Source organism: Sinomonas atrocyanea (assembly GCF_001577305.1).
In the GTDB taxonomy this organism is placed as follows: domain Bacteria; phylum Actinomycetota; class Actinomycetes; order Actinomycetales; family Micrococcaceae; genus Sinomonas; species Sinomonas atrocyanea.
In genome coordinates this window covers 1,247,689-1,271,707 of sequence record NZ_CP014518.1, presented here as the reverse complement: position 1 = coordinate 1,271,707, position 24,019 = coordinate 1,247,689, and the positions used below count along the sequence as shown (strand labels likewise).

The window sequence follows — 24,019 nt, the reverse complement described above, 5'->3', positions numbered from 1 at the left end:
CGCATGGCCGGCCAGGACGCCCTCGAGGTAGAACGCAAGTACAGCGTCGAGACGGACACCCCTGTCCCCGACCTCGCCGGGCTCCCCGGCGTCGACCGGATCGGCACGCCCCAGACCCGCCAGCTCGATGCCGTGTACTTCGACACCCAGGACTTCGCCCTGGCCCGGCACCGGATCACCCTGCGCCGCCGCACCGGCGGCCCGGACGCCGGCTGGCACCTCAAGCTCCCGGCCGCCTCGGGCGCCCGGCAGGAGATCCACGAGCCCCTGCGCCTGGACACCGCAACCGTCCCGGACCGGCTCAGGAACCTCGTCGCCGCCCACACCCGCGGCGCCGGACTCGTGCCGATCGCACGCCTGTCCACCCGCCGCACCGCCACCGAGCTCTTCGACGCCGCCGGCCATGCCCTGGCCGAGTTCAGCGACGACCATGTCGAGTCCCAGGTCCCGCCGGGCATCGGCCCCGGGCAGCGGTGGCGCGAATGGGAGCTCGAACTCGTCACGGGCTCCGAGGACCTGCTCGAGGCGGCCGACGAGCTGTTCGCCGCCGCCGGCATCCACCCCGCCGCGCTCCCCTCCAAGCTCGTCCGCGCCCTCGGGCCCGCGCTCCAGCACGCCGCCCCACAGCAGGCGACGCCCGAGCGGAAGGGGGAGGCCGGCGTCGTGCTCCTGGCCTACCTCCGCCAGCACGCCGAGGAGCTCCTGGCCCGTGACCCCGGCGTCCGCCTGGACGCCCCCGACGCGGTGCACCAGCTGCGCGTCAGCGCCCGCCGCATGCGCTCGGCCCTCGCCTCGTTCCGGAAGTTCGTCGACGCGGACGCCGCGAACCGGCTCCGCGACGAGCTCCAGTGGCTCGCGGGCACGGTCGGAGGGGCCCGGGACGTCGAGGTCATGCGCGCGCGGCTGGCCGATCTGGCGGCCTCCCAGCCGGCCGCCCTGCTGCTCGGCCCGGTCCTGGCGCGGATCGAGGAGGAGTCGGACTTCCGCTACCGGCAGGCGCACGACGCCGGCCTGGTCGCCTTGGACAGCGAGCGCTACCTCCGCCTCCTCGACTCGCTCGACGCCTTCCTCGACGCGCCCCCGCTCACCGACCGCGGCCGGAAGACGGCACGGAAGGCGGTGGCCCGCCGGCTCGCGAGGGACGTCCGGCGCCTGCAGGACGCCGTCCGGGTCGCCGAGGACCTCGACGGCGCCGAGGCCGCGGACGTCACCGCGCTCGAGGCGGCCCTCCACGAGGTGCGCAAGAGCGCCAAGCGGCTGCGCTATGCGGGAGAGGCGGCCGAGCCCGTCCTCGGAAAGCGCGCCAGCAGGCTCGCGGCGTCCGCCGAGCGGATCCAGGACACGCTCGGCGAGCTGCAGGACACGGTGGTGAGCCGGGCCCACCTGCTCGAGCTCGCGGCCGCCGCCCAGGCCAGCGGGGAGAGCGCGTTCAGCTTCGGGCGCCTGCACGCACTCGAGGAGCAGCGCGCCGCCGAGGCCCGCGCCCGGTTCCGGCGCGACTGGGCCAAGTTCCTCGACGCCCACGCCTGACCCGGAGCCGGGGCCCGGGCGAGGTCCGCGCGGGGGCGGCTACGCGCCGTCGAACGTCACGACCTGGCGGATCACCGAGCCCGAGGCGAGCGCATCCATGCCCTCGTTGATCTCCTCGAGGCCGATCCGGCGCGAGACGAGCCGCTCGAGCGGGAGCCGGCCCTCGCGCCAGAGCCGCTCGAACGCGGGCACGTCCCGCTTCGGCACCGCCGAGCCGAGGTAGCTGCCCACCACCGTCTGGGCCTTGGCGGTGAGCTGCAGCGGCTCGATCTGAGCGGTCGCGCCGGGGGCCGGCAGCCCGACGGTCACGAGCGTGCCGCCGAGGCCGAGGAGCCGGTAGGCGGTCTCGAACGCGCGGGGGTGCCCCACCGCCTCGAGGACCACGTCGGCCTCCACGCCCTGCTCCATCGCCTCGGCCGGCGTGAGGGCCTCCGCCGCGCCCCACTCGCGGGCAGTGGCGAGCTTGGACTCCTGCGCGTCCACCGCCACGACCCGGCACCCCGTCGCGAGCGCCGTGAGCAGCCCCGCCATGCCCACTCCCCCGAGCCCCACCACGGCCACCGTCGTCTCGGGCGTGATCCTGCCCGCGTTCAGCAGCGCGCCGCCGCCGGTGAGCACGGCGCAGCCGAGCAGCGCGGCGACGTGCGGCGGGACGTCGTCGCCGACCGGGACCACGGAGCGCTCGTCGACCACGGCGTGGGTCGCGAAGCCGGAGACCCCCAGATGGTGCTGGACCGTCTCCCCCGCGCGCGTGAGCCGGCGCGCGCCGGTGAGCAGGGTGCCGGCCGCGTTGGCCGCACTGCCCCGCTCACAGGGCAGCCTGCCCTCGGTGGCGCACGCGGCGCATTCGCCGCAGCGCGGCAGGAACGTCATGACCACGCGCTGCCCCGGGCGCACGGACTCGACGCCGTCGCCCACCTCCTCCACGATCCCGGCGGCCTCGTGCCCCAGGAGCATGGGCAGCGGGCGGGGGCGCGAGCCGTTGACCACGGACAGGTCCGAGTGGCACAGCCCGGCCGCCTCGATCCGGACCATGAGCTCGCCGGGGCCGGGGCCCTCCAGCTCGAGCTCGTCCACGGTGATGGGGCGCGAGTCCGCGTAGGGCGGTTCGGCGCCCATGCTGTTGAGGACGGCGCCGCGGATGGGGCGGGTGGCGGGCATGCGGACTCCTTCGGCGGGACGGGTGTGCTGCTGGCAGTCAAGCAGGCCGGGCGCGCCCCGCCAAGCGCCGCGCGGGCGGCGGGGCGCGCCCGGAACCTCAGCCGGCGGTGCCGCGCCCGAGGGCCTCGATGACCTCGCGGGCCACGGACGCGCTCGACTGGGGGTTCTGGCCCGAGATGAGGTTCCCGTCCACGACCACGTGGTCGCTCCAGGCCGGCGCCGTCTCGACCTCGAGGCCGGCGTCCCGCAGCGCGGACTCGACCCACCACGGGGTCTTCTCACCCGTGCCGCCCGTGCGCTCCTCCTCGTCGGTGAACGCCGTCACCCGCCGCCCGGCGAACACGTTGGTGCCGTCCTCGGCCTTGGCGGCCAGGAGGGCTGCCGGACCGTGGCAGAACGGGGCGATGACCGTGCCGGCCGCGTCCGCCGCGGCGAGCACGCGGCCGGTGTGCGGGTCGAAGGCGAGGTCGGTCATGGGGCCGTGGCCGCCGGGGAGCACCACGGCGTCGAACTCGGAGGCGTCCACCGAGGAGATGGGCACCGCGGCCTCCAGCTCCCCGGAGATCTCGCGGAGGTAGGCTGCGAGGTCGTCGGCCTTCTCCTGGGAGCCGACCTGCTCGGCGTCGAGGCTGACCGCATCCGGGGTGGGGGTCACGCCGTCCGGCGTCGCGATCACGACGGAGTGGCCGGCCCGGGTCAGTTCGCGGCGGGCGGTGGCGAGTTCCTCGGCCCAGAAGCCGGTGGGGTGCGAGGTGCCGTCGGCGAGGCGGAGCTCTGTGGCGCCGGTGACGATCATCAAGATCCTGCTCATTCTTCCTCCACGTCTCGGTTGCTGGGATGCCGGTGGGTATTACCCAGACGGTGGCCGAGTGACCCACCGGCTCCGCCGCCCCACCGATCCGAGAGGGACGCTGCCATGGCCCACCACCCGACCACCGCCTTCGGGCGCCTGTTCGCCGCCGGCTTCGGCGCCGTGAAGGCCCTCCGGCCGGACCGCCCCATCCACCCGCAGGGCGCTGCGATGAACGGGACGCTCGAGATCACCGGGGGCGCCTCGGGCATCCCCTTCCTCGACACGCCCTCCTCGAGGACGGTGGCGGCGCGCCTGTCCCGCTCGCTCGGCCTGCCGGTGCGCTGGCCGGACATCCTCGGGCTCGCGATGCGCTTCCCCACGGACGACGGCGCCGCCGACCTCCTGCTCGCCTCGACGGGCTGGCGGGTGCCCGGCCGCTTCTGCCTGACGGCGCACCGCACGGTGGGCGCCGCCGCCCTGACCTCGCTCATGCCGTACCGGGGTCCGCACGGCCCGGTCCTCATCGGGGCGCGGACGCTCGGCCCCGACCCGGGGGCGCCCGGGCGGGTCAAAGACACGGCGACGTGGAACCTCGCGCTCTCCTGGGCCACCCCGCTGGGCCGCTGGCACCGCTTCGGCGCGCTGCACCTGGTGCCCGCCCTCGGCCCCGACGGCGCGGTCGTGGACACCGAGCTGCGCTTCGACCCCCTGCTCAGCCCGCTGCCCACGGCCGGCACGTACGGATGGACGCGCCGCCTGCGCGAGCACTCCTACCGCAGGGCGCGGTCCTGAGCCCGGGCCGCCCCCGGGCGTCCGGGGGCGCCTACTGCCGGAACGCCTCGACGACGGAGGCCATGTCCTCGCCTCCGTGGCCTGCGGCGATGCCCGCCTCGAAGCGGCCTCGCAGCGCGTCCATCAGCTCGGGGCTCACCCCGGTGGCGCGCAGGGCGTCGGCGATGAGCCCGGCGTCCTTCGCGGCGCCGTCGAGCGGGAACGCGGGCGGGAACTCGCCGGCGATCATGGCCTTGCCCTTCAGCTGGGCGTAGGGGCTGTCCGTCCCGCCGCCCGCGATCGAGTCGAGGAAGAGCTGCGGGTCGATCCCCAGCCCGCGGGCGAGGCTGATCGCCTGGGCCGTGCCGCCCACGATCGTGAGCACCCAGGAGTTCATCACGAGCTTGAGCCGCTGCCCGTCGCCGGGCTGGTCGCCGACCCACACCGTCTTCGCCCCGACCGCGTCGAAGACGGGGCTGACGGCCTCGCGCAGGTCGGACGGGCAGCCGGCCACGACCACGAGCTTCCCGTCCTCGGCGGGCTGTCGCGTGCCGACGACCGGGGCGTCCACGAAGTCGACCCCGCCGGCGCGGGCCTGCTCGGCGAGCCGCTGCACCCCGTCGACGCCCACGGTGGCGCTCTGTACCCACACCGCGCCGTCCTTCATGGCGGGCAGCGCCTCGCCCATGACCTGGGCGACCGCGTCCTCGTTGAAGAGCATCGTCACCACGATGTCGGCCCCGGAGACCGCGTCCGCGGGGCTCTCGGCGACGCGCGAGACGCTGTCCGCGAGCGCCGCGGCCTTGTCATGGCTGCGGTTCCAGACGACGACGTCGAAGCCCGCCTTCGCCAGGTTCTTCGCCATCCCCGCGCCCATGATGCCGGTCCCGAGCACTGCTGCCGTGGTTGCCATGTAGTCCTCCTGTGTCGCCTCGTCCAAACGCTGGTTCTCGTACCCGGGAACCGCCGCGGTCACCCATTGTCCGCGGCCGAGCCCCCTGCGACCATGGGCGCGTGGTGTACTGCAACGAGCTGGCGGACCGCATCCGCGCTGTCCTGGCCGGGATCGACGGCGCCCGCGGCGCCACGGAGCAGCAGATGTTCGGAGGCCTCGCCTTCCTCGTCGGCGGGAACATGGCCGTAAGCGCGGCGGCGCGGGGCGGCCTGCTCCTGCGCGCCGACCCGGCGGCGAGCGATGCGCTGTGCGCCCATCCGGGAGTGGAGCGCGCGGTGATGCGCGGCAGGCCCATGGACGGCTGGCTGCGCGTGGACGATGCCGCGGTCGCCGCGGACGAGGACCTTGCCCGCTGGGTGCGGATCGGGGTCGACTACGCGGCGTCGCTGCCGCCGAAGCAGGGGCCCCCGAAGTAGCGGGCCGCGAGCCGGCGGACGCGGAACCTTCAGCCCGCGAGCATGAGGAGGGCGGCGCCGTCGTCCGCCCGTTCTAGGGTGACGGCCGTCAGGTCCGGAACCCAGTAGGTCGGCGCGTAGGACGCGGCGCGCCCGCCGACGCCGAGCACCCTCGCCCCTGCGGCGAGCCCGGCCATGATCCCGGCCTCCGAGTCCTCGAGGACGAGGCACTCGGCCGCCGGCGCGCCCAGCTTCGAGGCGGCGAGGAGGAAGCCCTCGGGGTCGGGCTTGCTCGCGGCGACCATCTCGGCGGTCACGGCCAGCTCCGGGAAGGGCAGCCCCGCGGCCGCCATGCGGCGGCGCGCGAGGTCGTCGTCGGCGGAGGTGACGAGGGCGTGCGGGATGCCCGCGAGCGCGGCGAGGAGCTCCGCGGCGCCCGGCACCGGCACCACGCCGGCGGTGTCCTCGCGGGAGGCGTCGAGCATGCGCGCCTCGTCGGCGAGATTCGCGGCGTGCGCCCGCTCCGGCAGCAGCAGGGACATGGTCAGCCATCCCTGCCGGCCGTGGATGAGCGGCTCCACGGTGTCCCAGGCGAGGCCCTGCTCGGCGGCCCACTCGGCCCAGAGCCGCTCGACCACGGCGTCGGAGTTCACGAGCGTGCCGTCCATGTCGAGCAGGACGGCGCGGGCGGAAACGGTCTCAAAGGTCATGGATCCTCCTCCTGTGTCACCACGGTACATGGCATAATCCCCCTAGTGGTCCTATCTGGATCGAACCACGAGTAGCGAACCACGAGCGAGGAGGCCCCGGTGCCAGCGACTGAGTCTGACGTGCGGGCCGCGGGCGGCGCCATCAACAACTCGAGCGTGCCCAAGCACGAGCAGCTGCGCTCGATCATCCTCAGGCTCGCCAAGGAGGAGCTGGCCCCGGGCGACCGGCTGCCCAGCGAACGGGCGCTCATGGACGCCTACGGGGTCTCGCGCATCACCGTGCGCGCCGCGATCGGCCGGCTCGTCACGGAGGGGCACCTGGTGCGCGCCCCGGGCAAGGGCACCTTCGTGGCGGACTCCGCCATCCAGTCCACCCTCCACCTGGCCTCCTTCACCCAGGAGATGGAGGGCCGCGGGCTCACCGCCAGCACCGTGGTGCTCACTGCCGAACAGTCGGCCGCGCCCGAGGACACCGCCGAGGCGCTCGGCCTCGCCCCGGGCACCGACGCGATCCATCTGCGGCGCCTGCGGCTGGCCGACGGCCGCCCGGTGAGCGTCGACGACGCCTGGTACCACCCGGTGCACGCGGCGGGCCTCCTGGGCATCGACCTGACCGGCTCGGTGTACAAGGCGCTCGCCACCGAGTTCGGCCACCAGATCGACCGCGCCCGCCAGACCGTCCGCGCCGAGGGGGCACCCTCGGACATCGGCGTGCTCCTGGGCACCGGGACCGGCGCCCCGATCCTGTTCTTCAACCGCGTCTCCTACTCGGGCGAGCTGCCGATCGAGCATGCCCGCTCGTGGTACCGCTCGGACCGGTACGCGCTCAGCATGGAGGTGCGGCTGTAGGCTCGCCGGTGCTCCGGCCGCGCCCAGCTGCCGGGCTGCCTCAGCCGGCGCCGTTGACCGAGAACAGCTCGGCCCCGGCGTCCACGTGGCCGGAGGCCAGCACGGTCGCCGTGTCCGGCTTCGTGTCGAGCACGACGACGGGGCTCACCATCGAGTAGCCGGCGGCCACCGCGGCGGCCGGGTCGACCCGCATGACGGGCGCGCCGGCGTCGACCGTGTCCCCCTTGGCGGCGAGCAGCTCGAAGCCCTCGCCCTTGAGCTTCACGGTGTCGATCCCCACGTGGGTGAGGACGCCGCGGCCCGAGCCGTCGACCACCACGAAGGCGTGCGGCAGGAGCTTGACGATCGTTCCCGCCACCGGGGAGACGACCTCGAACCGCTCGCCCGCGGGCGGCTCGACGGCCGCGCCCGAGCCGACCATCTGGGCCGCGAACACGGGGTCCGGCACCTCGGCGAGCGGCAGGGAGCGGCCCGCGAGCGGGGCCAGGACCACGAGCGCCTGGGCCATCAGAGGAGGTCCTCGATGTCCTCGGCGAGGGTGTCCGCCTCGGGCCCCACGATGACCTGGACCGCGCGGCCCGCCGCGAGCACGCCGTGCGCCCCGGCCGCCTTGAGCGCGGACTCGTCCACGAGCGAGGCGTCCTTCACCTCGGTCCGCAAGCGCGTGATGCACGCCTCCACCTCGACGATGTTGGCGGCGCCGCCCAGGCCCGCGACGATCTTCTCTGCCTTCGACATGGCATGTCCTCTCTGACTGTGCTGCTGGTCTGACGGTGATGCCGGGACCAGCCGGTTCCCGTCTGTGACCAGTGTGGGCGGTACTGCCGGCGGGGTCACCCCCTTGACACCCCCCGGTGGCCCGTCTCACACTGAACTGGTCATAACCAGACAGTACCGGCAGAGACCGGTTGGCCACAAGACCCCCAGACCCGAACCCGCAAAGGTGCATCCCATGTCGACTGACACCTCGGCCCAGGCGCCGGAAAAGAAGCCCAACGTGGTCTTCGCGACCCTGCAGCGGCTCGGCCGCACGCTCATGCTGCCCATCGCGGTCCTGCCCGCCGCGGGCATCCTCCTGCGCCTCGGACAGGCCGACCTCCTCGGCGCGATCCCCGGCTTCGGCCAGGGCGCGGCGGTCATCTCGGCCGCCGGCAACGCCGTGTTCCAGTGGCTCCCGCTCATCTTCGCCGTCGGCATCGCGATCGGCTGGGCGAAGAAGGCCGACGGCTCCACGGCGCTCGCCGCGGTGGTGGGCTACATGGTGATCGACGGCGTGTTCAAGGCCATGTCCCCGATCGTCCTCGCCGGGCAGGTGGACCCGACCGGCAAGCCGGCGGTCATCAACTACGGCGTCCTCGCCGGCATCATCGTCGGCCTCTTCTCCGCGAGCCTCTGGCAGAGGTTCTACCGGACCAAGTTGCCCGACTTCCTCGGCTTCTTCTCCGGACGCCGGCTCGTGCCGATCCTGACCTCCGTGACCAGCCTCGTGACCGGCGTCGTGCTCTCCCTGCTCTACCCGCTCTTCAACTCGGCCCTCTCGTGGGTGGGCCAGGCCGTGGCCTCGAACTCCGTGGTGGGCGGCGGCGTGTACGGGTTCGCCAACCGCATGCTCATCCCAGCCGGCCTGCACCACATCCTCAACTCCGTGGTCTGGTTCCTCATCGGCGACTACACGGATGCCTCCGGCCACCTCGTCCGCGGCGACCTCAACCGCTTCTTCGCCGGCGACCCCTCCGCGGGCGTGTTCATGACCGGCTTCTTCCCGATCATGATGTTCGGTCTGCCGGCCGCCGCGCTGGCCATCTGGCGGCACGCGAAGCCGTCGCAGAAGAAGATCGTGGGCGGCATCATGCTCTCCACCGCGCTCACCGCGTTCCTCACGGGCATCACCGAGCCGCTCGAGTACTCGTTCATGTTCGTCGCGTTCCCGCTGTACATCGTCCACGCGTTCCTCACCGGGACCTCGCTGGCCCTGGTCAACGCCCTCGGCATCCACGATGGCTTCACGTTCTCGGCCGGCCTGATCGACTACATCCTCAACTTCGGCAAGGCCCAGAACGCGTGGCTGCTCATCCCGATCGGCATCGGCTACGGCCTCGTGTACTACTTCCTCTTCTCGTTCGTGATCAAGCGCTGGAACCTGCGCACGCCGGGGCGCGAGGACGACGAGGTCACGGTCGAGACCGAGGCGGCCAAGTAGGCATGGAGATCATCGTCCTTCCCGACCCCGACGCCGTGGCGCGCACGGCCGCGGACATCATCGAGGAGCGGGTGCGCCGCGGCCCCTCGGTCCTGGGCCTCGCGACCGGGTCCACCCCGCTGGGCACGTACCGCGAGCTCATCGAACGGCACCGGCACGGCCTCAGCTTCGCCGAGGCCCAGGCGTTCCTGCTCGACGAGTACGTGGGCCTGCCCGCTGCGCACCCCGAGTCGTACCGCTCGGTGATCCGGCGCGAGTTCGCCGGGCACGTGGACTTCGCGGCGGACGCCGTGCACGGGCTCGACGGCGAGGCCGCCGACCCGGCCGCCGAGGCCGCCCGCTACGAGGCCTCGATCGCCGCCGCCGGAGGGGTGGACGTCCAGCTGCTCGGCATCGGCACCGACGGGCACATCGGGTTCAACGAGCCCATGAGCTCGCTCGCCTCGCGCACCCGGATCAAGACCCTCACCGAGCAGACGCGGCGGGACAACGCGCGCTTCTTCGCCAGCCCGGACGAGGTCCCCGAGCACGTCCTGACCCAGGGGCTCGGCACCATCCTCGAGGCGCGCCACCTCCTGCTCCTCGGGCTCGGGGAGGCGAAGGCCGCTGCGGTCGCGGCCGCCGTCGAGGGCCCCGTCGCCGCGATCTGCCCCGCCTCGGCCCTCCAGCTGCACCCGCACGTGACGGTGCTCGTCGACGCGGCCGCGGCCGCGGAGCTCGCGCATACGGAGTACTACCAGTACACCTACGGCCGGAAGCCGGCGTGGCAGGGCTTCTGACCTCGCCGGCCCTCGAGTTCGCCGTGGAGTCCGCCGCCGGGGTGCGGATCGCGGCCGCCGCGGGCGCCGCGCGCGTGGAACTGTGCGCGGCGCTGGCCGCGACCGGCGGCATCACGCCGAGCCAGGCCACGATCGAGGCGGCCTGCGCGGTGGGGCTCCCCGTGCACGTGCTCGTCCGCCCGCGGCCCGGCGGCTTCGCCTACTCGCCCGAGGAGGCGCGCGCCATCGAGCGGGACTGCGTCCTCGCCCTCCGGGCCGGCGCGGCAGGGGTGGTCGTGGGGATGCTGGCGCCCGACGGCGGCCCCGACGCCGAGGCGCTCCGGCGGGCGGCCGGCGTCGTGCGCGGACAGGAGCCCAGCGCGGAGGTGACGTTCCACCGCGCGTTCGACGCCGCGCTGGCCGGGGGCGCGGACCCCGCCGGGGCCCTCGCCCGGCTCGCGGCGGCCGGGGCGGACCGGGTGCTGACCAGCGCCGGCGCCCCGGACTGCGGCCAGGGGCTCCGCGGCCTGCGCGACCTCGTCGTGCTGGCGCGGGAGCACGCGCCGGACCTGCAGATCATGGCCGGCGGCGGGGTGACCGCCGGCCTCGTGCCCGCGCTGGTCGACGCCGGCGTGCACGCGGTGCACGCCTCGGCGCGCGGGGCGCACGGGGCGATCGACCCGGCGGCTGCGGCGGCCATCGCCCGGGCGGTGGCTAGCGGGCCGAGGTCTCCCACGCGTCGACCTGGGCCAGGAGCTCGCGCCGCCGGGCCTCGGGGGCGAAGCTGCCGGTGACCGAGTTGCGGGCCAGCAGGGCCAGCTCCGCGCGGCCCAGGCCGAACTGCTCGGCCACGGCGGCGAGGTTCTCCCCCGCGTAGCCGCCGAAGTACGCCGGGTCGTCCGAGTTGACGGTCACATGCAGGCCCGCGGCGAGCATGGCCGGCAGGGGATGGTCGGCGAGCGTGTCCACGGCCCGCAGGCGCACGTTGGAGAAGGGGCACACGGTCAGCGGCACGTGCTCCTCGGCGAGGTGGCGGACCAGCTCGGGGTCCTCGAGGGACCTGATGCCGTGGTCGATCCGCTCCGCGCCGAGCTCCCGCAGCGCCTCCCAGACGTAGTCCGCGCCGCCCTCCTCCCCCGCGTGCGCCACGGCGTGCAGGCCGAGCTCTCGGGCCTCGCCGAAGATGTGCGCGAACGGCCCGACCCGGTGGCCCACCTCGGCCGAGTCCAGGCCCACGCCGAGCAGCTCCCCCGGGCTCTGCTTTGCCTCGGCCCACACGGCCTCGGCCTCCTCCACCGGGGCGTCGCGGAGGAAGCACAGGATGAGGCCGCCGGTGACGCCCTGGCGCGCGGCGTCGTCGAGCGCCTCGCGCAGCCCGGCCACGATCTCCGCGTACGGGACGCCACGGGCGGCATGGGCCTGGGCGTCGAAGAACAGCTCGGCGTGCCGCACGCCCTCGGCCGCGGCCCGGCGCAGGTAGGCTGCGGCGAGGTCGCGGAAGTCCTCCCGCGTGCGCAGCACGTCCATGCACGCGTAGTACAGGTCGAGGAAGGACTGCAGGTCCGTGAACCGGTACGCGGCCCGCAGCTCCTCGACCGAGTCGAACGGGAGCCGCACCCCGTTGCGGGCGGCCAGCTCGAAGGCGAGTTCGGGCTCGAGCGTGCCCTCGACGTGCAGGTGGAGCTCGGCCTTGGGGAGGGTCAGGGCGGGGGACGTCATGCGCTCTACCTTCGCACACGCGAGGGGGACGGACCCTTGCGGAATCTTTGCGCTTCTGAAGATTCACAATTCCGTGAAGCCGGCGCACACTGCGGGCATGGACACCGTCATCTCCACCGCCGAGCTCCACAAGCACTTCGGCCGCGTGCACGCCCTCGACGGCCTCACCCTCCAGGTGGCCCGGGGAGAGATCCACGGCTTCCTCGGGCCCAACGGCGCCGGGAAGTCGACCACGCTGCGCATCCTCCTCGGGCTCGCGCGGGCCACCTCGGGCACGGCCACGGTCCTCGGCGGGGACCCGTGGACGGACGCCGTCGAGCTGCACCGCCGCATCGCGAGCATCCCGGGCGACGTGAGCATCTGGCCCAACCTCTCCGGCGGCGAGGCGATCGACCTCATCTCCCGGCTGCGCGGCGGCACCGCGGATCCTGCGCGGTACCGGGCGCGCAAGAAGGAGCTGTGCGAGACCTTCGACTTCGACCCCACCAAGAAGGGCCGAGCCTACTCGAAGGGGAACCGCCAGAAGGTGGCCCTCATCGCGGCGCTCGCGACCGACGCGGAGCTGTACCTCTTCGACGAGCCCACGAGCGGCCTCGACCCCCTCATGGAGGCGGTGTTCACCCGCGAGGTCCGCGTGCTCGCCCAGAGCGGGGCCACGGTGCTCCTCTCGAGCCACATCCTCTCGGAGGTCGAGCGGCTCGCCGACCGGGTGAGCATCATCCGCGCCGGGAGGATCGTCGACGGCGGCACCCTCGACTCGCTCCGGCACCTCACCCGCACCGAGATCTCGTTCTCCGCCGGATCCCCGGGCACAGCCAGCCACATCGACACCGCGGCGCTCGGGCTGCGGCCCGAGGTCCACGACCTCACGGTCGCGGACGGCCGGGTCAAGTTCGGCGCCGACTCCGACCAGGTCGCCGGGGTCCTGCCCGTGCTGGGCAGCCTGGGCGTCCAGGGCCTCCTCATCGCGCCGGCCTCGCTCGAGGAGCTCTTCCTGCGGCACTACGGCGACACGGTCGCCCGGCAGGAGAACGGGGAGCACGACGCCGGCCGCCCGCCGCGGCGCCACCGCTCGGCCACCGGCGCGGGAGCCTGAGATGGGCACCTTCCTCACGCTCTACCGGCAGCGGCTCCGCCGGGACCGCTGGCAGCTGGCGGGCTGGGTCATCGGCACGGGTGCGATGGCGGCGTTCGCGGCAGCCGCCGTCGCCAAGACGTACGGCGACGTCGCCGAGCAGTCCAGCATCCTCAAGGTCGCGCTCGCGACGCCGGAGATCCTCATCTTCCGCGGCCTGGCCCGCGGGCCAGGGCTCGGCGCGTTCACCTTCTTCGAGATCTACACCTTCCTCGCGATGCTCACCGGGTGGATGAGCACGTTCATGGCGGTCCGGCACTCCCGGGCCGAGGAGGAGGCCGGGCGCTCCGAGCTGGTCTCCGCGACCCCAGCCGGGCGCATGCTCCCGCTCGCCGCGACCGTCCTGCACGGCGTGGTCGCGAACGTCCTCGCCGGGGCCCTCATCGCCCTGGCGTTCATCGCCGGGAATCTCGACCCCGCCGGATCAGTCCTCACCGGCGCCGCCGCCGGCGCCGTGGGCATCGCCTTCCTCGGCATCGGCCTGCTCGCGGGTGAGTTCATGAGCACCTCCCGCGGCGCGAACGCGGTCTCGGCCTCGCTCGTGCTCGTGGCCTACCTGCTGCGCGGCTTCGGCGACGCCGCCGGTACCCCGGGTGCGGACGGCATGTCGATGACAGCGGGGTGGCCGAGCTGGATCTCGCCGATCGGCTGGGGCCAGCAGACCTTCGCCTTCACCGGCGACCGCTGGTGGCCGCTCGTGCTGCCGCTCGCCCTCGGGGCCATGTGCACCGTGGCCACCGCGCTGGTCATGGACCGCCGCGACGTCGGCGCCTCGCTCCTCGCCGGGCGCAGCGGCCGCGCCGACGCGCGCGGCGCCCTGCGCGGCTCGTTCGCCCTCGCCGCGCGGCTCCAGATGGGGTCCATCATCGGCTGGTGCACCGGCGGGCTCGTGACCGGGCTGCTCACCGGCGGCCTCGGATCGGCGGTCGCCTCGATCACGAGCGCGAACGCCGACACCACCGCGGCGCTGCGGAAGATGCTCGCGGCCGAGGGCGCCTCGACCTCCCAGCTCCTCGTCTCGGTCTTCTTCCTCCTCGCCGGGGTCCTCGCCGCGGCGTGCGCCCTCCAGGCCGTGGTCCGGGCCCGCCAGGAGGAGGCCTCGGGCACGGGGGGCTGGCTCGTGTCGCAGCCGCTCGGCCGCGTCCGGTGGTTCACCGACTACCTCGCCCTCGGCGCGTTCACCCTCGTCGCCGTGCTGCTCCTGACGGCCCTCGGCGCGTGGGCCTCCCTCGTCGCCTCGGGGGACACCTCCTCGACGGTGGGCGAGGTGTGGATGACCGCCATCGACCAGATCCCCGCCGCGCTGATCTTCCTCTCCGTGCCGGCCCTCGTGTTCGTGCTGTGGCCGCCGGCGACCATCCCTGCCGGGTGGACCCTCCTGGGGGCGGCCGTGCTGCTGGGCGTGTTCGGCGGCCTCATCGGGGTCGACAGGTCCCTCCAGGACCTCTCGCCGTTCTCGCACACTCCGGTCCCGGGCCCGGGAGGGACCGACTGGACCGGCGGGTTCTGGATGCTCGGCATCGCGGTGGCCGCCGCAGCCGCGGCGCTCGCCCTCATGCGGCGGCGCGAGGTCGGCTCGGCATGAGCGCGGATCCGGAGCAGCCCCGCCTCGCCGACGCGGCCGAGGCCTCCGCGGCGGTCATGGCCGCCGCCGGCTTCCCCAAGATGCCCGCGCGGGCCCTCCTGGCCCTCGTGGCCTCGGACGAGGGCGCGCTGACCGCCGCCGAACTCGCCCACGCACTCGGGGTGAGCGCGGCCGCGGTCTCCGGCGCCGTCCGCTACCTGCAGACGGTCGGGTTCGTCCACCGGGTCTCGCAGCCGGGCAGCCGCCGCGACCGCTACGCCCTCCCGGAGGACCCGTGGTACGTGGCCACGCTGCGGCAGAACCCCGTGTACGAGCGGCTCGCGGGGCTCTCGGCCGCCCTCGCGGACGAGCTCCCCGACGGCCCGGCACGGGCCCGGGCCCAGGAGACGGCGGACTTCTACCGCTTCCTGACACGCCGGATCCCGGGGCTCCTCGACGAGTGGGAGGCCGAACGGCGGGGGTAGGCCCGCGGCGCCGGAGCGGTCACGGAAGTGGGCGGAAGGCCCCCGCCGTGGCAAGGTGGGACGTGGTCTTGAGCCCACCGGCAAGAAGGAGCAGCGCATGTCACGCATCGCCATCATCGGAGGCCACGGCAAGGTGGCCCTCCTCCTCGCACCCCTGCTCGTCCAGCGCGGGGACGAGGTCACCTCGATCGTCCGCAACCCCGAGCACGTGGCCGAGGTCGAGGCGACCGGGGCCAAGGCCGTCGTCGCGGACGTCGAGTCGCTCGATGAGAAGGGCCTGGCCGAGATCCTCGGCGGACACAACGCGGTCGTGTGGTCCGCCGGCGCCGGCGGGGGCAGCCCCGAGCGCACCCGCGCCGTGGACCGCGACGCCGCGATCCGCTCCATGCGCGCCGCCTCGACCGCGGACGTGCCGCGCTACATCATGGTCTCCTACCTCGGCGCCCGTCCCGACCACGGCGTCCCCGAGTCGAACCCGTTCTTCCACTACGCCGAGGCCAAGGCGGCGGCGGACGAGCACCTCCGCGGGACGTCGCTGGACTGGACTATCCTCGGCCCCTCGACGCTCACGTCCGACCCCGGCACCGGCAGGATCGAGCTCGCCGACCCCTCCGACTCGCGCAGCGTGAGCCGGGAAGACGTCGCCGCGGTCGCGGCAGCCGTGCTGCACGAGCCGCGCACAGTGCGCCAGTTCGTCGGGTTCAACCAGGGCGAGACTCCGATCGCGGACGCCCTCGCCTCGCTCTGACCTGCCGGACGGGCCGCTTCGCCCAGCCCCGCCCCGGCGCCGGGTACGGTGGCCACATCAGGTCATCCTTGAGGAGGGGCACATCATGACTGGACCCATCGTGGTCGGCGTCGACGGAAGCGAGACCGCCGAGCGCGCGGCCGCCCGGGCCAAGCAGCTCGCCGTGGCACTGGGGGCGCGCCTGCACATCGTCTCCGCGTTCGACACCGACCGCACCGAGGTCCTCGGCAGCGGCAGCGACACGTGGATCGTCTCGGACGCCGACACGACCGTCGCGATCGCGAAGCAGACGGCCAGTGCGCTCGAGGCACCGGGCCTGACGGTGACCTACTCCGCCGCCCGCGGCAAGCCGGCCGAGGCGATCGTCGCCGAGGCGGAGCGGCTCGATGCGCAGATGATCGTGGTCGGCAACCGGGGGATGCAGGGCCTCGGGAGGCTGCTGGGCAGCGTCGCGAACAAGGTGGCGCACTCCGCCCCGTGCGACGTCTACATCGTCAAGACGGTGGGCTCCCAGCCCTGACGCGCACGACGGCGGCCGGCCGGCCTCCGCGGCCAGCCGCCCGCCGCCCGTGAACCGTCTGTGATAGTCGTTGAGGCATGCAGACGTGGGAGAACGACTATGAGCGCGTGGTGGCCTCGCAGCCCGTCACCGAATCCGACCGCACCTCGGAGGTCCTGAGGATTCCGGGCAGCGCGCTCACGGCGTTCCCCACCGCCCCCGCGGTGGTCACGGTCTCCGTCCACGGCGTGGAGCGCTCCGTCCTGTGGAGCCCGCGCAGCGACGAACGGCGCTCCGGGACGCTCGCGGTGGGGCTCGACGTCATGAGCACGCTGCCCGTCCGCGAAGCGGTGCGGATCGGCGTCCGCGGGGACGTGTTCGTCCTCTGTCCCGAGCCGGCGGCCGCCTGAGCCATAAAGATCCCGTAAAACTCCGGGTCTGGCGAGCCCGGGACGGGGTACGTTTTCGGCTGTCGCACCAGCGGCGCGAGCAGGAAGGTACCCCCGGTGACCACGTTGAGCCGCCCACCCGCCGAACCCCGATTCGGGCGGGAGACCAGGGCACACTCGTTCCGGGCCTGGCTGCTGCACGATCTGCAGCAGCCCCAGGCCGTCCACCAAGGACCCCACGCCATACCGCAGGGCCATGAGAAGAAGCACCGGTGGTGGCAGGTCATGTGCCTCACCGGCGTGGACTACTTCTCGTCCCTCGGCTACGCACCGGCCATCGCCGTGGTCGCGGCAGGGGTGCTGTCCCCGCTGGCCACGGTGGTGCTCGTGATCGTCACCCTCTTCGGCGCGCTCCCCGTCTACCGCAGGGTCTCGGTCGAGAGCCACAGCGGCTCCGGCTCCATCGCGATGCTCGAACGCCTCCTCCCCCGCTGGGGCGGGAAGTTCTTCGTGCTCGCGCTGCTGGGGTTCGCGGCGACGGACTTCATGATCACCATGACGCTCTCCGCCGCGGACGCCGCCGCCCACCTGATCGCGAACCCGCTCGTGCCCGGATGGCTGCAGGACCAGAACCTCGTGGTCACCCTCGTGCTCCTCGCGCTGCTCGCGGCCGTGTTCCTGCGCGGGTTCAAGGAGGCGATCGGCGTCGCCGTCGTCCTCGTCGGCGCCTACCTCATCCTCAACGCCGTCCTCGTGGTCGTCACCTTCGGCCAGGCGCTCGCCCACCCGGTCCTGGTGGGCAACTGGTGGCAGGCACTCACCACCTCGCACGGCAGCCCCATCCTCATGGTCGCCGTGGCGCTCCTGGTCTTCCCCAAGCTGGCCCTCGGCATGTCCGGCTTCGAGACCGGCGTGGCCGTCATGCCCCAGATCCGCGGCGACGCGAGCGACACCGAGGAGAACCCGGCCGGCCGCATCCGCGGCACGAAGCGGCTGCTCACCACCGCGGCGATCATCATGAGCACGTTCCTCATCACGAGCAGCTTCACGAGCGTGGTCCTCATCCCGCAGAAGGAGTTCGAGCCGGGCGGCGCGGCGGACGGGCGCGCCCTGGCGCTCCTGGCCCACGAGTACATGGGTGTGGGCTTCGGCAGCGTCTACGACATCAGCACGATCGCGATCCTCTGGTTCGCCGGCGCCTCCGCCATGGCGGGCCTGCTGAACCTCGTGCCCCGCTACCTCCCCCGCTACGGCATGGCGCCCCAGTGGACGCGCGCCACGCGGCCGCTCGTGCTGGTGTTCACGTTCGTCGCGTTCATGGTCACCCTCATCTTCCGGGCCAGCGTCGAGGCCCAGGGCGGCGCCTACGCCACGGGGGTCCTCGTCCTGATGACCTCCGCCGCCATCGCGGTGACGCTCTCCGCGCGGCACCGCGGGCAACGCAAGCTCACGATCGGGTTCGGGACGATCGCCGCCGTGTTCGTCTACACCACCGCGGCGAACATGATCGAGCGTCCCGAGGGCATCCAGATCGCCGCGATCTTCATCGCCGCCATCATCGTCATCTCCTTCATCTCGCGGGCCCGGCGCTCCTTCGAACTGCACGCCACGCGCATCCACTTCGACGAGAAGGCCATCGAGTTCATCGCCTCGGCGGAATCCGGGCCGATCCAGATCATCGCCCACGAGCCGCTCAGGCTCACGAGCCAGGCGTACCGGGACAAGCTCGCGTCCGCGAGCGAGGTCAGCCACCTGCCCCTCGACGAGAACGTCATCTTCCTCGAGGTCACGGTGGACGACTCCTCGGACTTCGAGACCGAGCTCGACGTCCACGGGGTGATGCGCCACGGCTACCGGGTCCTGGAGGTCCACGGGCCCGTGGTCCCCAACACCATCGCCTCGGTGCTGCTGCACATCCGCGACGTCACGGGCCTCATGCCGCACATCTACTTCCGCTGGACAGAGGGCAACCCGGTGCGCAACCTGCTGCGCTTCATGTTCTTCGGCGAGGGCGAGATCGCCCCGGTGACCCGGGAGGTCCTCCGCCAGGCCGTCCCGGACGTCACGCAGCGGCCCTGGGTCCACGTGGGCTGAGCGCGGGCCCTTGCCGGGGCGCGCCCCGGAGCCGACAGTGGAGCCATGGGCCGGCTCCTCTACATGAACCTCGCGTCCCTCGACGGCTACATCGCCGACCGCAACGGCACCTTCGACTGGGCGGAGCCGGACGAGGACGTCCACGCGGCAGTGAATGACATCCTCCGGCCCGTCGGCACGTACCTGTACGGCCGGCGGGTCTACGAGGTGATGCGCGCCTGGGCGGACCCGGTCATCGATGCCGGCCCCGCCGGCGTCGTCCGCGACTTCGCGCAGATCTGGCGCGCAGCGCAGAAGATCGTCTACTCGCGTACGCTGCCGGAGGTCACGACGGCGCGCACCCGCCTCGAGCGCAGCTTCGACCCGGCCGCGGTCCGGGCGCTGAAGGAGCATACGGACCTCGAGGTCGGCGGCGCGGGGCTGGCCGCGGAGGCGTTCGGGGCGCGGCTCGTGGACGACGTGCGGCTGTTCATCGCCCCCGTCGCGGTGGGCGGCGGGACCCCCGCACTGCCCGAGGCGAGGCTGGATCTGGACCTCGTCGACGAGCGCCGGATCGGCCGCTTCGTGTACGTGCACTACACCGTCCGCACCTAGCTCCGCCCGGCTCTCCGGGGCCCCCGCACGCCCCCGAATCCCGGGCGCGTCGTCCAGCAGAACATGATCTAATGCTCTGGGTGCCGTGGACGCGGCATGGATTCGAAGGCAGGGCAGTCAATGGTGGAAGCGGGCGTTCCCGAGGGTCAGTACTGGTTCGTCGGGTCCTCCGGCGCCGGCCGGGAGTCCCAGGACCAGGCCGAGCGGTTCATCTCCCAGGGCATCTGGGAGAACGGCTTCGAGGACCGCTACCTGGACACGGTGAAGTCGATGAAGGTCGGCGACAGGATCGCCCTCAAGTCCACCTACGTCCGCCGCACGGGCCTGCCCTTCGAGGCCCGCGGACACGCCGTCCCCGTCCTGGCCATCCGGGCCGTGGGCGTCATCACCGCCAACCCGGGCGACGGCCGCAAGATCGGCGTCGACTGGACCCCCGCCGAGCGCCCGCGCGAGTGGTACCTCTACACCGGCCGGCACACCATCTGGAAGGTCACGCCCGGACACTGGATGCGCGAGGCCCTCCTGCGCTTCACCTTCCTCGGCGAGCCCCAGGACACCGACCGCTTCCGCAACGACCCCGCGTGGGCGAAGCGGTTCGGCGACGTCGACCCCACGCCCGAGCAGCGCTTCGAGTGGACCGCCTTCTACGAGGCGATGGCGACGGCGCTGCTCGGCTTCCGCCGCCGCCGCGGCGAGCTGCTGGCGCACCTGCGCGAGATGCAGGAGCGGCACGAGGAGCTGGGCTTCCTCATGGACCGCGACTGGCGGGACAACCCCGTGCCGCTGAAGGACATCTGCCCCTTCACCGTCATGGGCACGTTCAACCGCGGCGCGAGCCCGGCCAAGCGCACCGAGATCGCCGCGGACTGGGCCGCGTTCCTCGGGGTCAGCGCCCCTGCGCCGACGGGCTTCGACGGCATCCCGCTGCTGAACAACCAGAACTCGTGGTTCTTCCCGCCTGCGGGCACCCGCCAGAAGGACGACATCGACAGCCTCTGGGACGTCTTCGAGGCCGCCCTCGCCGCCGCCGACTCGAGCGAGGACCACGAGCGCTTCCGCCTCGCCGCGGCCTACGACAGGGCCCGGGACATCTACCGCGTGGGCACCAAGCTCACCATGGGCCTGTTCTGGGTGCGCCCCTGGAACTACCTCCCGCTCGACGGCCGCTCGCGCCAGTACCTCAAGACCGAGCTCATGCTCGACCAGGACTTCTTCACGGCCGACGGCGCCGCGTACGTGACCCTGCTGGACACCCTCGCCTCCAAGTTCGAGGACCCGCAGTTCGCGGTCCACTCCTTCCCCGAGCTGTCCTGGACCGCCTACCTCGAGCGCTACGGGCACGGCGCCCACGCAGACTCGGGAAGCGCCGGGGAGGCGCCGGAACCCGAGGACGACCCCACGCCCATGTCCCCGCAGGCCAGCTACACGGTGCGGGACATCGTGGCGGACGGCTGCTTCATCGACGAGTCCGACCTCAACGGGTACCTCGCCCGGTGGCGGTCCAAGAAGAACCTCATCCTGCAGGGCCCTCCCGGCACCGGCAAGACGTGGCTCGCCCGCCGCCTCGCCTACGCGCTCATCGGCACCCGGGACAACAAGTCCGCCCTGCGCGCCACCCAGTTCCACCCCAACTCGAGCTACGAGGACTTCGTGCGCGGGTGGCGTCCGGGCTCGGACGGGAAGCTGACCCTCGTGGACGGCCCGTTCCTCGAGATGGTCGAGCGGGCCAACGCCAACCCGGACGTGCCGCACGTGATGCTCATCGAGGAGATCAACCGCGGCAACCCCGTCCAGGTCTTCGGCGAGCTCCTGACCCTGATCGAGGCCGGCAAGCGCTCCCCGCGCGAGTCCCTCCAGCTCGCCTACCCCCGCTCGGGCACCGAGAGCGTGCACGTGCCGAGCAACCTGTACATCATCGGCACGATGAACCTCGCGGACCGGTCGCTGGCCATCATGGACCTCGCGTTCCGCCGCCGCTTCGCGTTCGTCTCGCTCGAGCCGAGCGTGAATGACGCGTGGCAGGCGTGGATGTCCGCCCGGCACGGCGTGGACCCCCAGGAACTCGAGCTCGTGCGCTTCCGCTTCGAGGCGCTCAACGACCGCATCGCCGACGACCCGGCGCTCGGCTCCGAGTTCCGCCTCGGGCACTCGTTCGTCACTCCCCCGGCGGAGGAGCGCGTGGCCTCCTTCGCGGACTGGTTCCGCGGCGTGGTCGACACCGAGATCGTGCCCACCCTCGAGGAGTACTGGTTCGACGACGCGGCCAAGGCCGAGTCGGCGTCGGCCGCCCTCCTCGAGGGCCTCACGTGAGCCCTGCGGGCCCCTCCGGTCCGGAGCGCACGACGGCGGCTGCCGACGGTTCCGTCGTCGTCGCCGGCGGGGTGCGCATCCCCGTCCGCAACGTCTGGCTCCTGCTGCTGTACGCCTCGGAGTTCTACGAGTCCGGGCCCGAGGCGTTCGACGGGATCGAGGAGTACCCCGAGAAGCTTCCCGAGCTGCTCGCCGAGCTGCTCGTCGCGAGCGCCGAGGACCGGCTGCGGAGGCCGCTCACGCCCTCGTTCGCCAAGACCTCGCGCGACCTCGCCCGGGTGCGCGGCGGGATCGACACCCTCCGCACCGAGTCCCACCAGCTGCTCTCGCGCGGGCTCGTGGCCTGCCGGTTCGAGGAGCTCACCGTGGACACCCCCCGCAACCGGCTCATCCGCACGGCGCTGGCCTCGATCGCGCGCCTGTGCGGCGACGAGGAGCTCGTGCGCCGGTGCCAGGCCCAGTCGCAGCGCCTCGCCCAGCTCGGGGTCGGCGTCGTCGACCCCCGATCGGGCCAGCGCGACCAGTCCGCGTCGGTGGCGGCGCGGCTCACCCGCAACGACCAGCAGGACCGCTCGGTGCTGCTCGCGGCCCGACTGGCCCTCCAGCTCTCGCTGCCGTTCGGGCGCACCAACCCCGGCCACGGCCGCGGCACCCTCGACGAGCGGCAGTTCCGCCACCTGTTCGAGCGCGCCGTGGGCGGCTTCTACGCCGTGCACGGACGCTCCCGCGGGTGGTCCGTCCAGCGCGGGCGCAAGGTCGGGTGGAAGGCCAGCGGGGCGACCCTGGGCATGGCCGCCGTCCTGCCGCACATGGTCACCGACGTGTGGATCGACGCCCCTGCATCGGGGCGCCGCCTCATCGTCGACACGCGGTTCGCCGCCGCGATCCGGCCCGGGCGCTTCGCCCGCGAGACCCTCGATTCGGGGCACCTCTACCAGCTCTACACCTCTGTGCGGGAGCAGGAGTCCTCCGCCGACCCGGCGTCCCTGGCCGCCGGGGGCCTGCTCCTGTACCCCTCCGCCGGCAGCCCGCTCGCGGAGTCCTTCGTCTCCTCGGGGCACCGTCTCGGCGCGGCCACCGTGGATCTCTCCGTCGCCTCCGTGTGCGTGCGGGAGCAGCTCATCGCGGCCGTGACGCCCTACCTCTCGGCGACGCCAGAGGCTTGAGCCGCTGGCCCGGCCGTCCCGCTCCGGTGCACGATGGGGCATGGGCGAGGTCACGGACTATCTCACGGGCGTGGAGGGGCCGGACGGGGCGGCCCTCAGCCATGTGTACGCCATTGCCCTCGACGTCTCGCCCGAGGCCGGCGAGGGGCTCAGCTACGGCATGCCAGCCCTCCTCCTCCACGGCAAGGGGTACGCGAGCGCACTGAGGGCGAAGGACCACCTCTCGGTGTTCCCCTTCAGCGGCCGCGTGCTCGCCGCCCTGGGCGACCGCCTGGAGGGCTTCGACTGGTCCAAGGGGACGCTCCGCTTCTCGGCCGCACACCCGGTGCCGGACGAGGTCCTGCGCGCCATCTTCACCGCGCGGCGCGCCGAGATCGAGAGCACCGTGAAGCCCCGGGGGAAGGGCATTTAGACCCCGCACTTTCGGGCTGCACGGGGTTAGCCTAAAACCTGTACAAATCAGGCATCTCGCGGGGGTGTGCGGATGGTCTTCGGAATGCATACCGCGGGGGCCTTCCTGGCAGCCCTGGAATCGCTGAGCTCCGGTGATGAGCTGAGGAAGTACAAGCGGGCGTTCCCCCTCGCCAGGCGCGGCGGCGATCGCTTCCTCGGGGTCCCGATGGGGACCGTGTTCGACCTCGCACGCTCTTCTGCGGACATGCCGCTCGACGAGGTGGAGGCCCTCCTCGACAGCCCGTGGCACGAGGCCCGAGCGGGGGCCGTGAGCATCATGGACTTCCAGGCCCGCAGCCCCAGCACTCCGCCGCTGCGGCGGCGGGAGCTCTACGACCTGTACCTGCGCCGCCACGACCGGATCGACTCGTGGGACCTCGTGGACCGCGCGGCGGTGCACGTGGTGGGCAGCTATCTCGCGGACAAGCCGCGGGACCCGCTGTACGGGCTTGCCCACTCGCCCCGGCCCAGCGAGCGGCGGACGGCAATCGTCGCGGCGACCTACTTCGTGGGGCTCGGCGATCCGCACGACCTCTTCGAGATCGCCGCCCTGCTTGCCGACGACCCGGACGAGTCGGTGCAGAAGGCCACGGGGTGGGCGCTGCGTGCAGTCGGGACGCCGGGGCTCGAGGCGTTCCTGGACCGGTGCGCCCCGCGGATGACCCGGGTGGCCCTCAGATACGCGGTCGAGAAGCTGCCCAGGGGCGCACGCGATCGGTACCTCAAGGCCTCCTGAACGCC

26 protein-coding genes are annotated in these 24,019 nt (G+C 73.2%); 19 read left to right on the top strand and 7 right to left on the bottom strand.

What is annotated here, in order from left to right:
• Nucleotides 1-3: 3 nt before the first annotated feature.
• On the top strand, nt 4-1,530 hold the full coding sequence (locus SA2016_RS05995; RefSeq protein WP_066496541.1) for a CYTH and CHAD domain-containing protein: 1,527 nt from the start codon (nt 4-6) through the stop codon (nt 1,528-1,530).
• A gap of 39 nt (nt 1,531-1,569) precedes the next feature.
• Here the strand turns inward: SA2016_RS05995 and SA2016_RS05990 are convergent, their stop codons facing one another.
• Both SA2016_RS05990 and SA2016_RS05985 read right to left on the bottom strand, forming a co-directional pair.
• Nucleotides 1,570-2,691: an alcohol dehydrogenase catalytic domain-containing protein gene (locus SA2016_RS05990; RefSeq protein ID WP_066496539.1), complete on the bottom strand. Its 1,122-nt coding sequence runs from the start codon at nt 2,689-2,691 to the stop codon at nt 1,570-1,572.
• Nucleotides 2,692-2,788: 97 nt separating this feature from the next.
• The gene (locus SA2016_RS05985; protein ID WP_066496536.1) at nt 2,789-3,502 is read right to left on the bottom strand and encodes a type 1 glutamine amidotransferase domain-containing protein; all 714 of its coding nucleotides are present in this window, start codon (nt 3,500-3,502) and stop codon (nt 2,789-2,791) included.
• A 105-nt stretch (nt 3,503-3,607) separates the two neighbouring features.
• On the opposite strand from SA2016_RS05985, the gene SA2016_RS05980 reads away from it, so the two are divergent.
• Nucleotides 3,608-4,276: a hypothetical protein gene (locus SA2016_RS05980; RefSeq protein WP_229710971.1), complete on the top strand. Its 669-nt coding sequence runs from the start codon at nt 3,608-3,610 to the stop codon at nt 4,274-4,276.
• Between the two features lie 31 nt (nt 4,277-4,307).
• Here SA2016_RS05980 and SA2016_RS05975 read toward each other — a convergent pair whose 3' ends face one another.
• Nucleotides 4,308-5,231 carry an NAD(P)-dependent oxidoreductase gene (locus tag SA2016_RS05975; RefSeq protein ID WP_257125853.1) on the bottom strand — a complete coding sequence of 308 codons (924 nt, stop codon included), beginning with the start codon at nt 5,229-5,231 and terminating at the stop codon, nt 4,308-4,310.
• 38 nt (nt 5,232-5,269) lie between these two features.
• Between SA2016_RS05975 and SA2016_RS05970 the strand changes: the two genes are divergently transcribed.
• On the top strand, nt 5,270-5,626 hold the full coding sequence (locus SA2016_RS05970) for a TfoX/Sxy family protein (protein ID WP_066496531.1): 357 nt from the start codon (nt 5,270-5,272) through the stop codon (nt 5,624-5,626).
• A 29-nt stretch (nt 5,627-5,655) separates the two neighbouring features.
• On the opposite strand, the gene SA2016_RS05965 is transcribed toward SA2016_RS05970, so the two are convergent.
• On the bottom strand, nt 5,656-6,315 hold the full coding sequence (locus SA2016_RS05965; RefSeq protein WP_066496529.1) for an HAD-IA family hydrolase: 660 nt from the start codon (nt 6,313-6,315) through the stop codon (nt 5,656-5,658).
• Between the two features lie 99 nt (nt 6,316-6,414).
• Here SA2016_RS05965 and SA2016_RS05960 point away from each other — a divergent pair, with 99 nt between their 5' ends.
• Nucleotides 6,415-7,164 (top strand): GntR family transcriptional regulator, encoded by a 750-nt coding sequence (locus tag SA2016_RS05960; RefSeq protein WP_066496527.1) that lies wholly within the window; start codon nt 6,415-6,417, stop codon nt 7,162-7,164.
• Between the two features lie 40 nt (nt 7,165-7,204).
• Here the strand turns inward: SA2016_RS05960 and SA2016_RS05955 are convergent, their stop codons facing one another.
• Both SA2016_RS05955 and SA2016_RS05950 read right to left on the bottom strand, forming a co-directional pair.
• Complete coding sequence (locus SA2016_RS05955; RefSeq protein WP_066496524.1) at nt 7,205-7,672, bottom strand: PTS sugar transporter subunit IIA; 468 nt, start codon at nt 7,670-7,672, stop codon at nt 7,205-7,207.
• Nucleotides 7,672-8,001 (bottom strand): PTS sugar transporter subunit IIB, encoded by a 330-nt coding sequence (locus tag SA2016_RS05950; protein ID WP_257125852.1) that lies wholly within the window; start codon nt 7,999-8,001, stop codon nt 7,672-7,674. Before SA2016_RS05950 ends, SA2016_RS05955 begins: the two co-directional genes overlap by 1 nt.
• A 115-nt stretch (nt 8,002-8,116) precedes the next feature.
• Between SA2016_RS05950 and SA2016_RS05945 the strand changes: the two genes are divergently transcribed.
• Genes SA2016_RS05945 through SA2016_RS05935 form a run of 3 tightly spaced genes read left to right on the top strand, consistent with a single transcriptional unit; the run spans nt 8,117 to nt 10,916 of the window.
• The gene (locus SA2016_RS05945; RefSeq protein WP_066496521.1) at nt 8,117-9,364 is read left to right on the top strand and encodes a PTS transporter subunit EIIC; all 1,248 of its coding nucleotides are present in this window, start codon (nt 8,117-8,119) and stop codon (nt 9,362-9,364) included.
• Between the two features lie 2 nt (nt 9,365-9,366).
• Nucleotides 9,367-10,143, top strand: a complete 777-nt coding sequence (gene nagB, locus SA2016_RS05940) for a glucosamine-6-phosphate deaminase (protein WP_066496520.1) — start codon at nt 9,367-9,369, stop codon at nt 10,141-10,143.
• Entirely contained in the window at nt 10,128-10,916 is a 789-nt protein-coding gene (locus SA2016_RS05935) for a copper homeostasis protein CutC (RefSeq protein WP_084249345.1), read from the top strand. The genes nagB and SA2016_RS05935 overlap by 16 nt, the downstream gene beginning before the upstream one ends.
• Here SA2016_RS05935 and SA2016_RS05930 read toward each other — a convergent pair.
• Nucleotides 10,837-11,841, bottom strand: a complete 1,005-nt coding sequence (locus tag SA2016_RS05930; protein ID WP_066496518.1) for an adenosine deaminase — start codon at nt 11,839-11,841, stop codon at nt 10,837-10,839. The two genes, SA2016_RS05935 and SA2016_RS05930, sit on opposite strands and share 80 nt — an antisense overlap.
• 97 nt (nt 11,842-11,938) lie before the next feature.
• On the opposite strand from SA2016_RS05930, the gene SA2016_RS05925 reads away from it, so the two are divergent.
• From SA2016_RS05925 to SA2016_RS05870, 12 genes are all read left to right on the top strand, one after another.
• Complete coding sequence (locus tag SA2016_RS05925) at nt 11,939-12,937, top strand: ABC transporter ATP-binding protein (RefSeq protein WP_066496513.1); 999 nt, start codon at nt 11,939-11,941, stop codon at nt 12,935-12,937.
• A gap of 1 nt (nt 12,938) precedes the next feature.
• The gene (locus tag SA2016_RS05920) at nt 12,939-14,561 is read left to right on the top strand and encodes an ABC transporter permease (protein WP_141305689.1); all 1,623 of its coding nucleotides are present in this window, start codon (nt 12,939-12,941) and stop codon (nt 14,559-14,561) included.
• A complete protein-coding gene (locus SA2016_RS05915) occupies nt 14,558-15,025 on the top strand; it encodes a GbsR/MarR family transcriptional regulator (protein WP_066496510.1) in 468 nt (155 codons plus the stop codon). Before SA2016_RS05920 ends, SA2016_RS05915 begins: the two co-directional genes overlap by 4 nt.
• 97 nt (nt 15,026-15,122) lie before the next feature.
• On the top strand, nt 15,123-15,773 hold the full coding sequence (locus SA2016_RS05910; RefSeq protein ID WP_066496507.1) for an SDR family oxidoreductase: 651 nt from the start codon (nt 15,123-15,125) through the stop codon (nt 15,771-15,773).
• Nucleotides 15,774-15,858: 85 nt separating this feature from the next.
• Complete coding sequence (locus tag SA2016_RS05905; RefSeq protein ID WP_066496500.1) at nt 15,859-16,293, top strand: universal stress protein; 435 nt, start codon at nt 15,859-15,861, stop codon at nt 16,291-16,293.
• 77 nt (nt 16,294-16,370) lie between these two features.
• Nucleotides 16,371-16,682, top strand: a complete 312-nt coding sequence (locus SA2016_RS05900) for a hypothetical protein (RefSeq protein ID WP_066496498.1) — start codon at nt 16,371-16,373, stop codon at nt 16,680-16,682.
• Between the two features lie 96 nt (nt 16,683-16,778).
• Nucleotides 16,779-18,755, top strand: coding sequence for an APC family permease (locus SA2016_RS05895; protein WP_066496495.1), 1,977 nt, complete (start codon nt 16,779-16,781; stop codon nt 18,753-18,755).
• Between the two features lie 45 nt (nt 18,756-18,800).
• Nucleotides 18,801-19,349: a dihydrofolate reductase family protein gene (locus SA2016_RS05890; protein WP_066496493.1), complete on the top strand. Its 549-nt coding sequence runs from the start codon at nt 18,801-18,803 to the stop codon at nt 19,347-19,349.
• 96 nt (nt 19,350-19,445) lie between these two features.
• The gene (locus tag SA2016_RS05885; protein WP_218030617.1) at nt 19,446-21,659 is read left to right on the top strand and encodes an McrB family protein; all 2,214 of its coding nucleotides are present in this window, start codon (nt 19,446-19,448) and stop codon (nt 21,657-21,659) included.
• Nucleotides 21,656-22,825: a 5-methylcytosine restriction system specificity protein McrC gene (locus SA2016_RS05880; protein WP_066496491.1), complete on the top strand. Its 1,170-nt coding sequence runs from the start codon at nt 21,656-21,658 to the stop codon at nt 22,823-22,825. The genes SA2016_RS05885 and SA2016_RS05880 overlap by 4 nt, the downstream gene beginning before the upstream one ends.
• Before the next feature lie 40 nt (nt 22,826-22,865).
• Nucleotides 22,866-23,237, top strand: coding sequence for an iron chaperone (locus SA2016_RS05875; protein ID WP_066496490.1), 372 nt, complete (start codon nt 22,866-22,868; stop codon nt 23,235-23,237).
• 84 nt (nt 23,238-23,321) lie between these two features.
• On the top strand, nt 23,322-24,014 hold the full coding sequence (locus SA2016_RS05870) for a DNA alkylation repair protein (protein ID WP_084249724.1): 693 nt from the start codon (nt 23,322-23,324) through the stop codon (nt 24,012-24,014).
• The last annotated feature ends 5 nt before the right edge of the window (nt 24,015-24,019 follow it).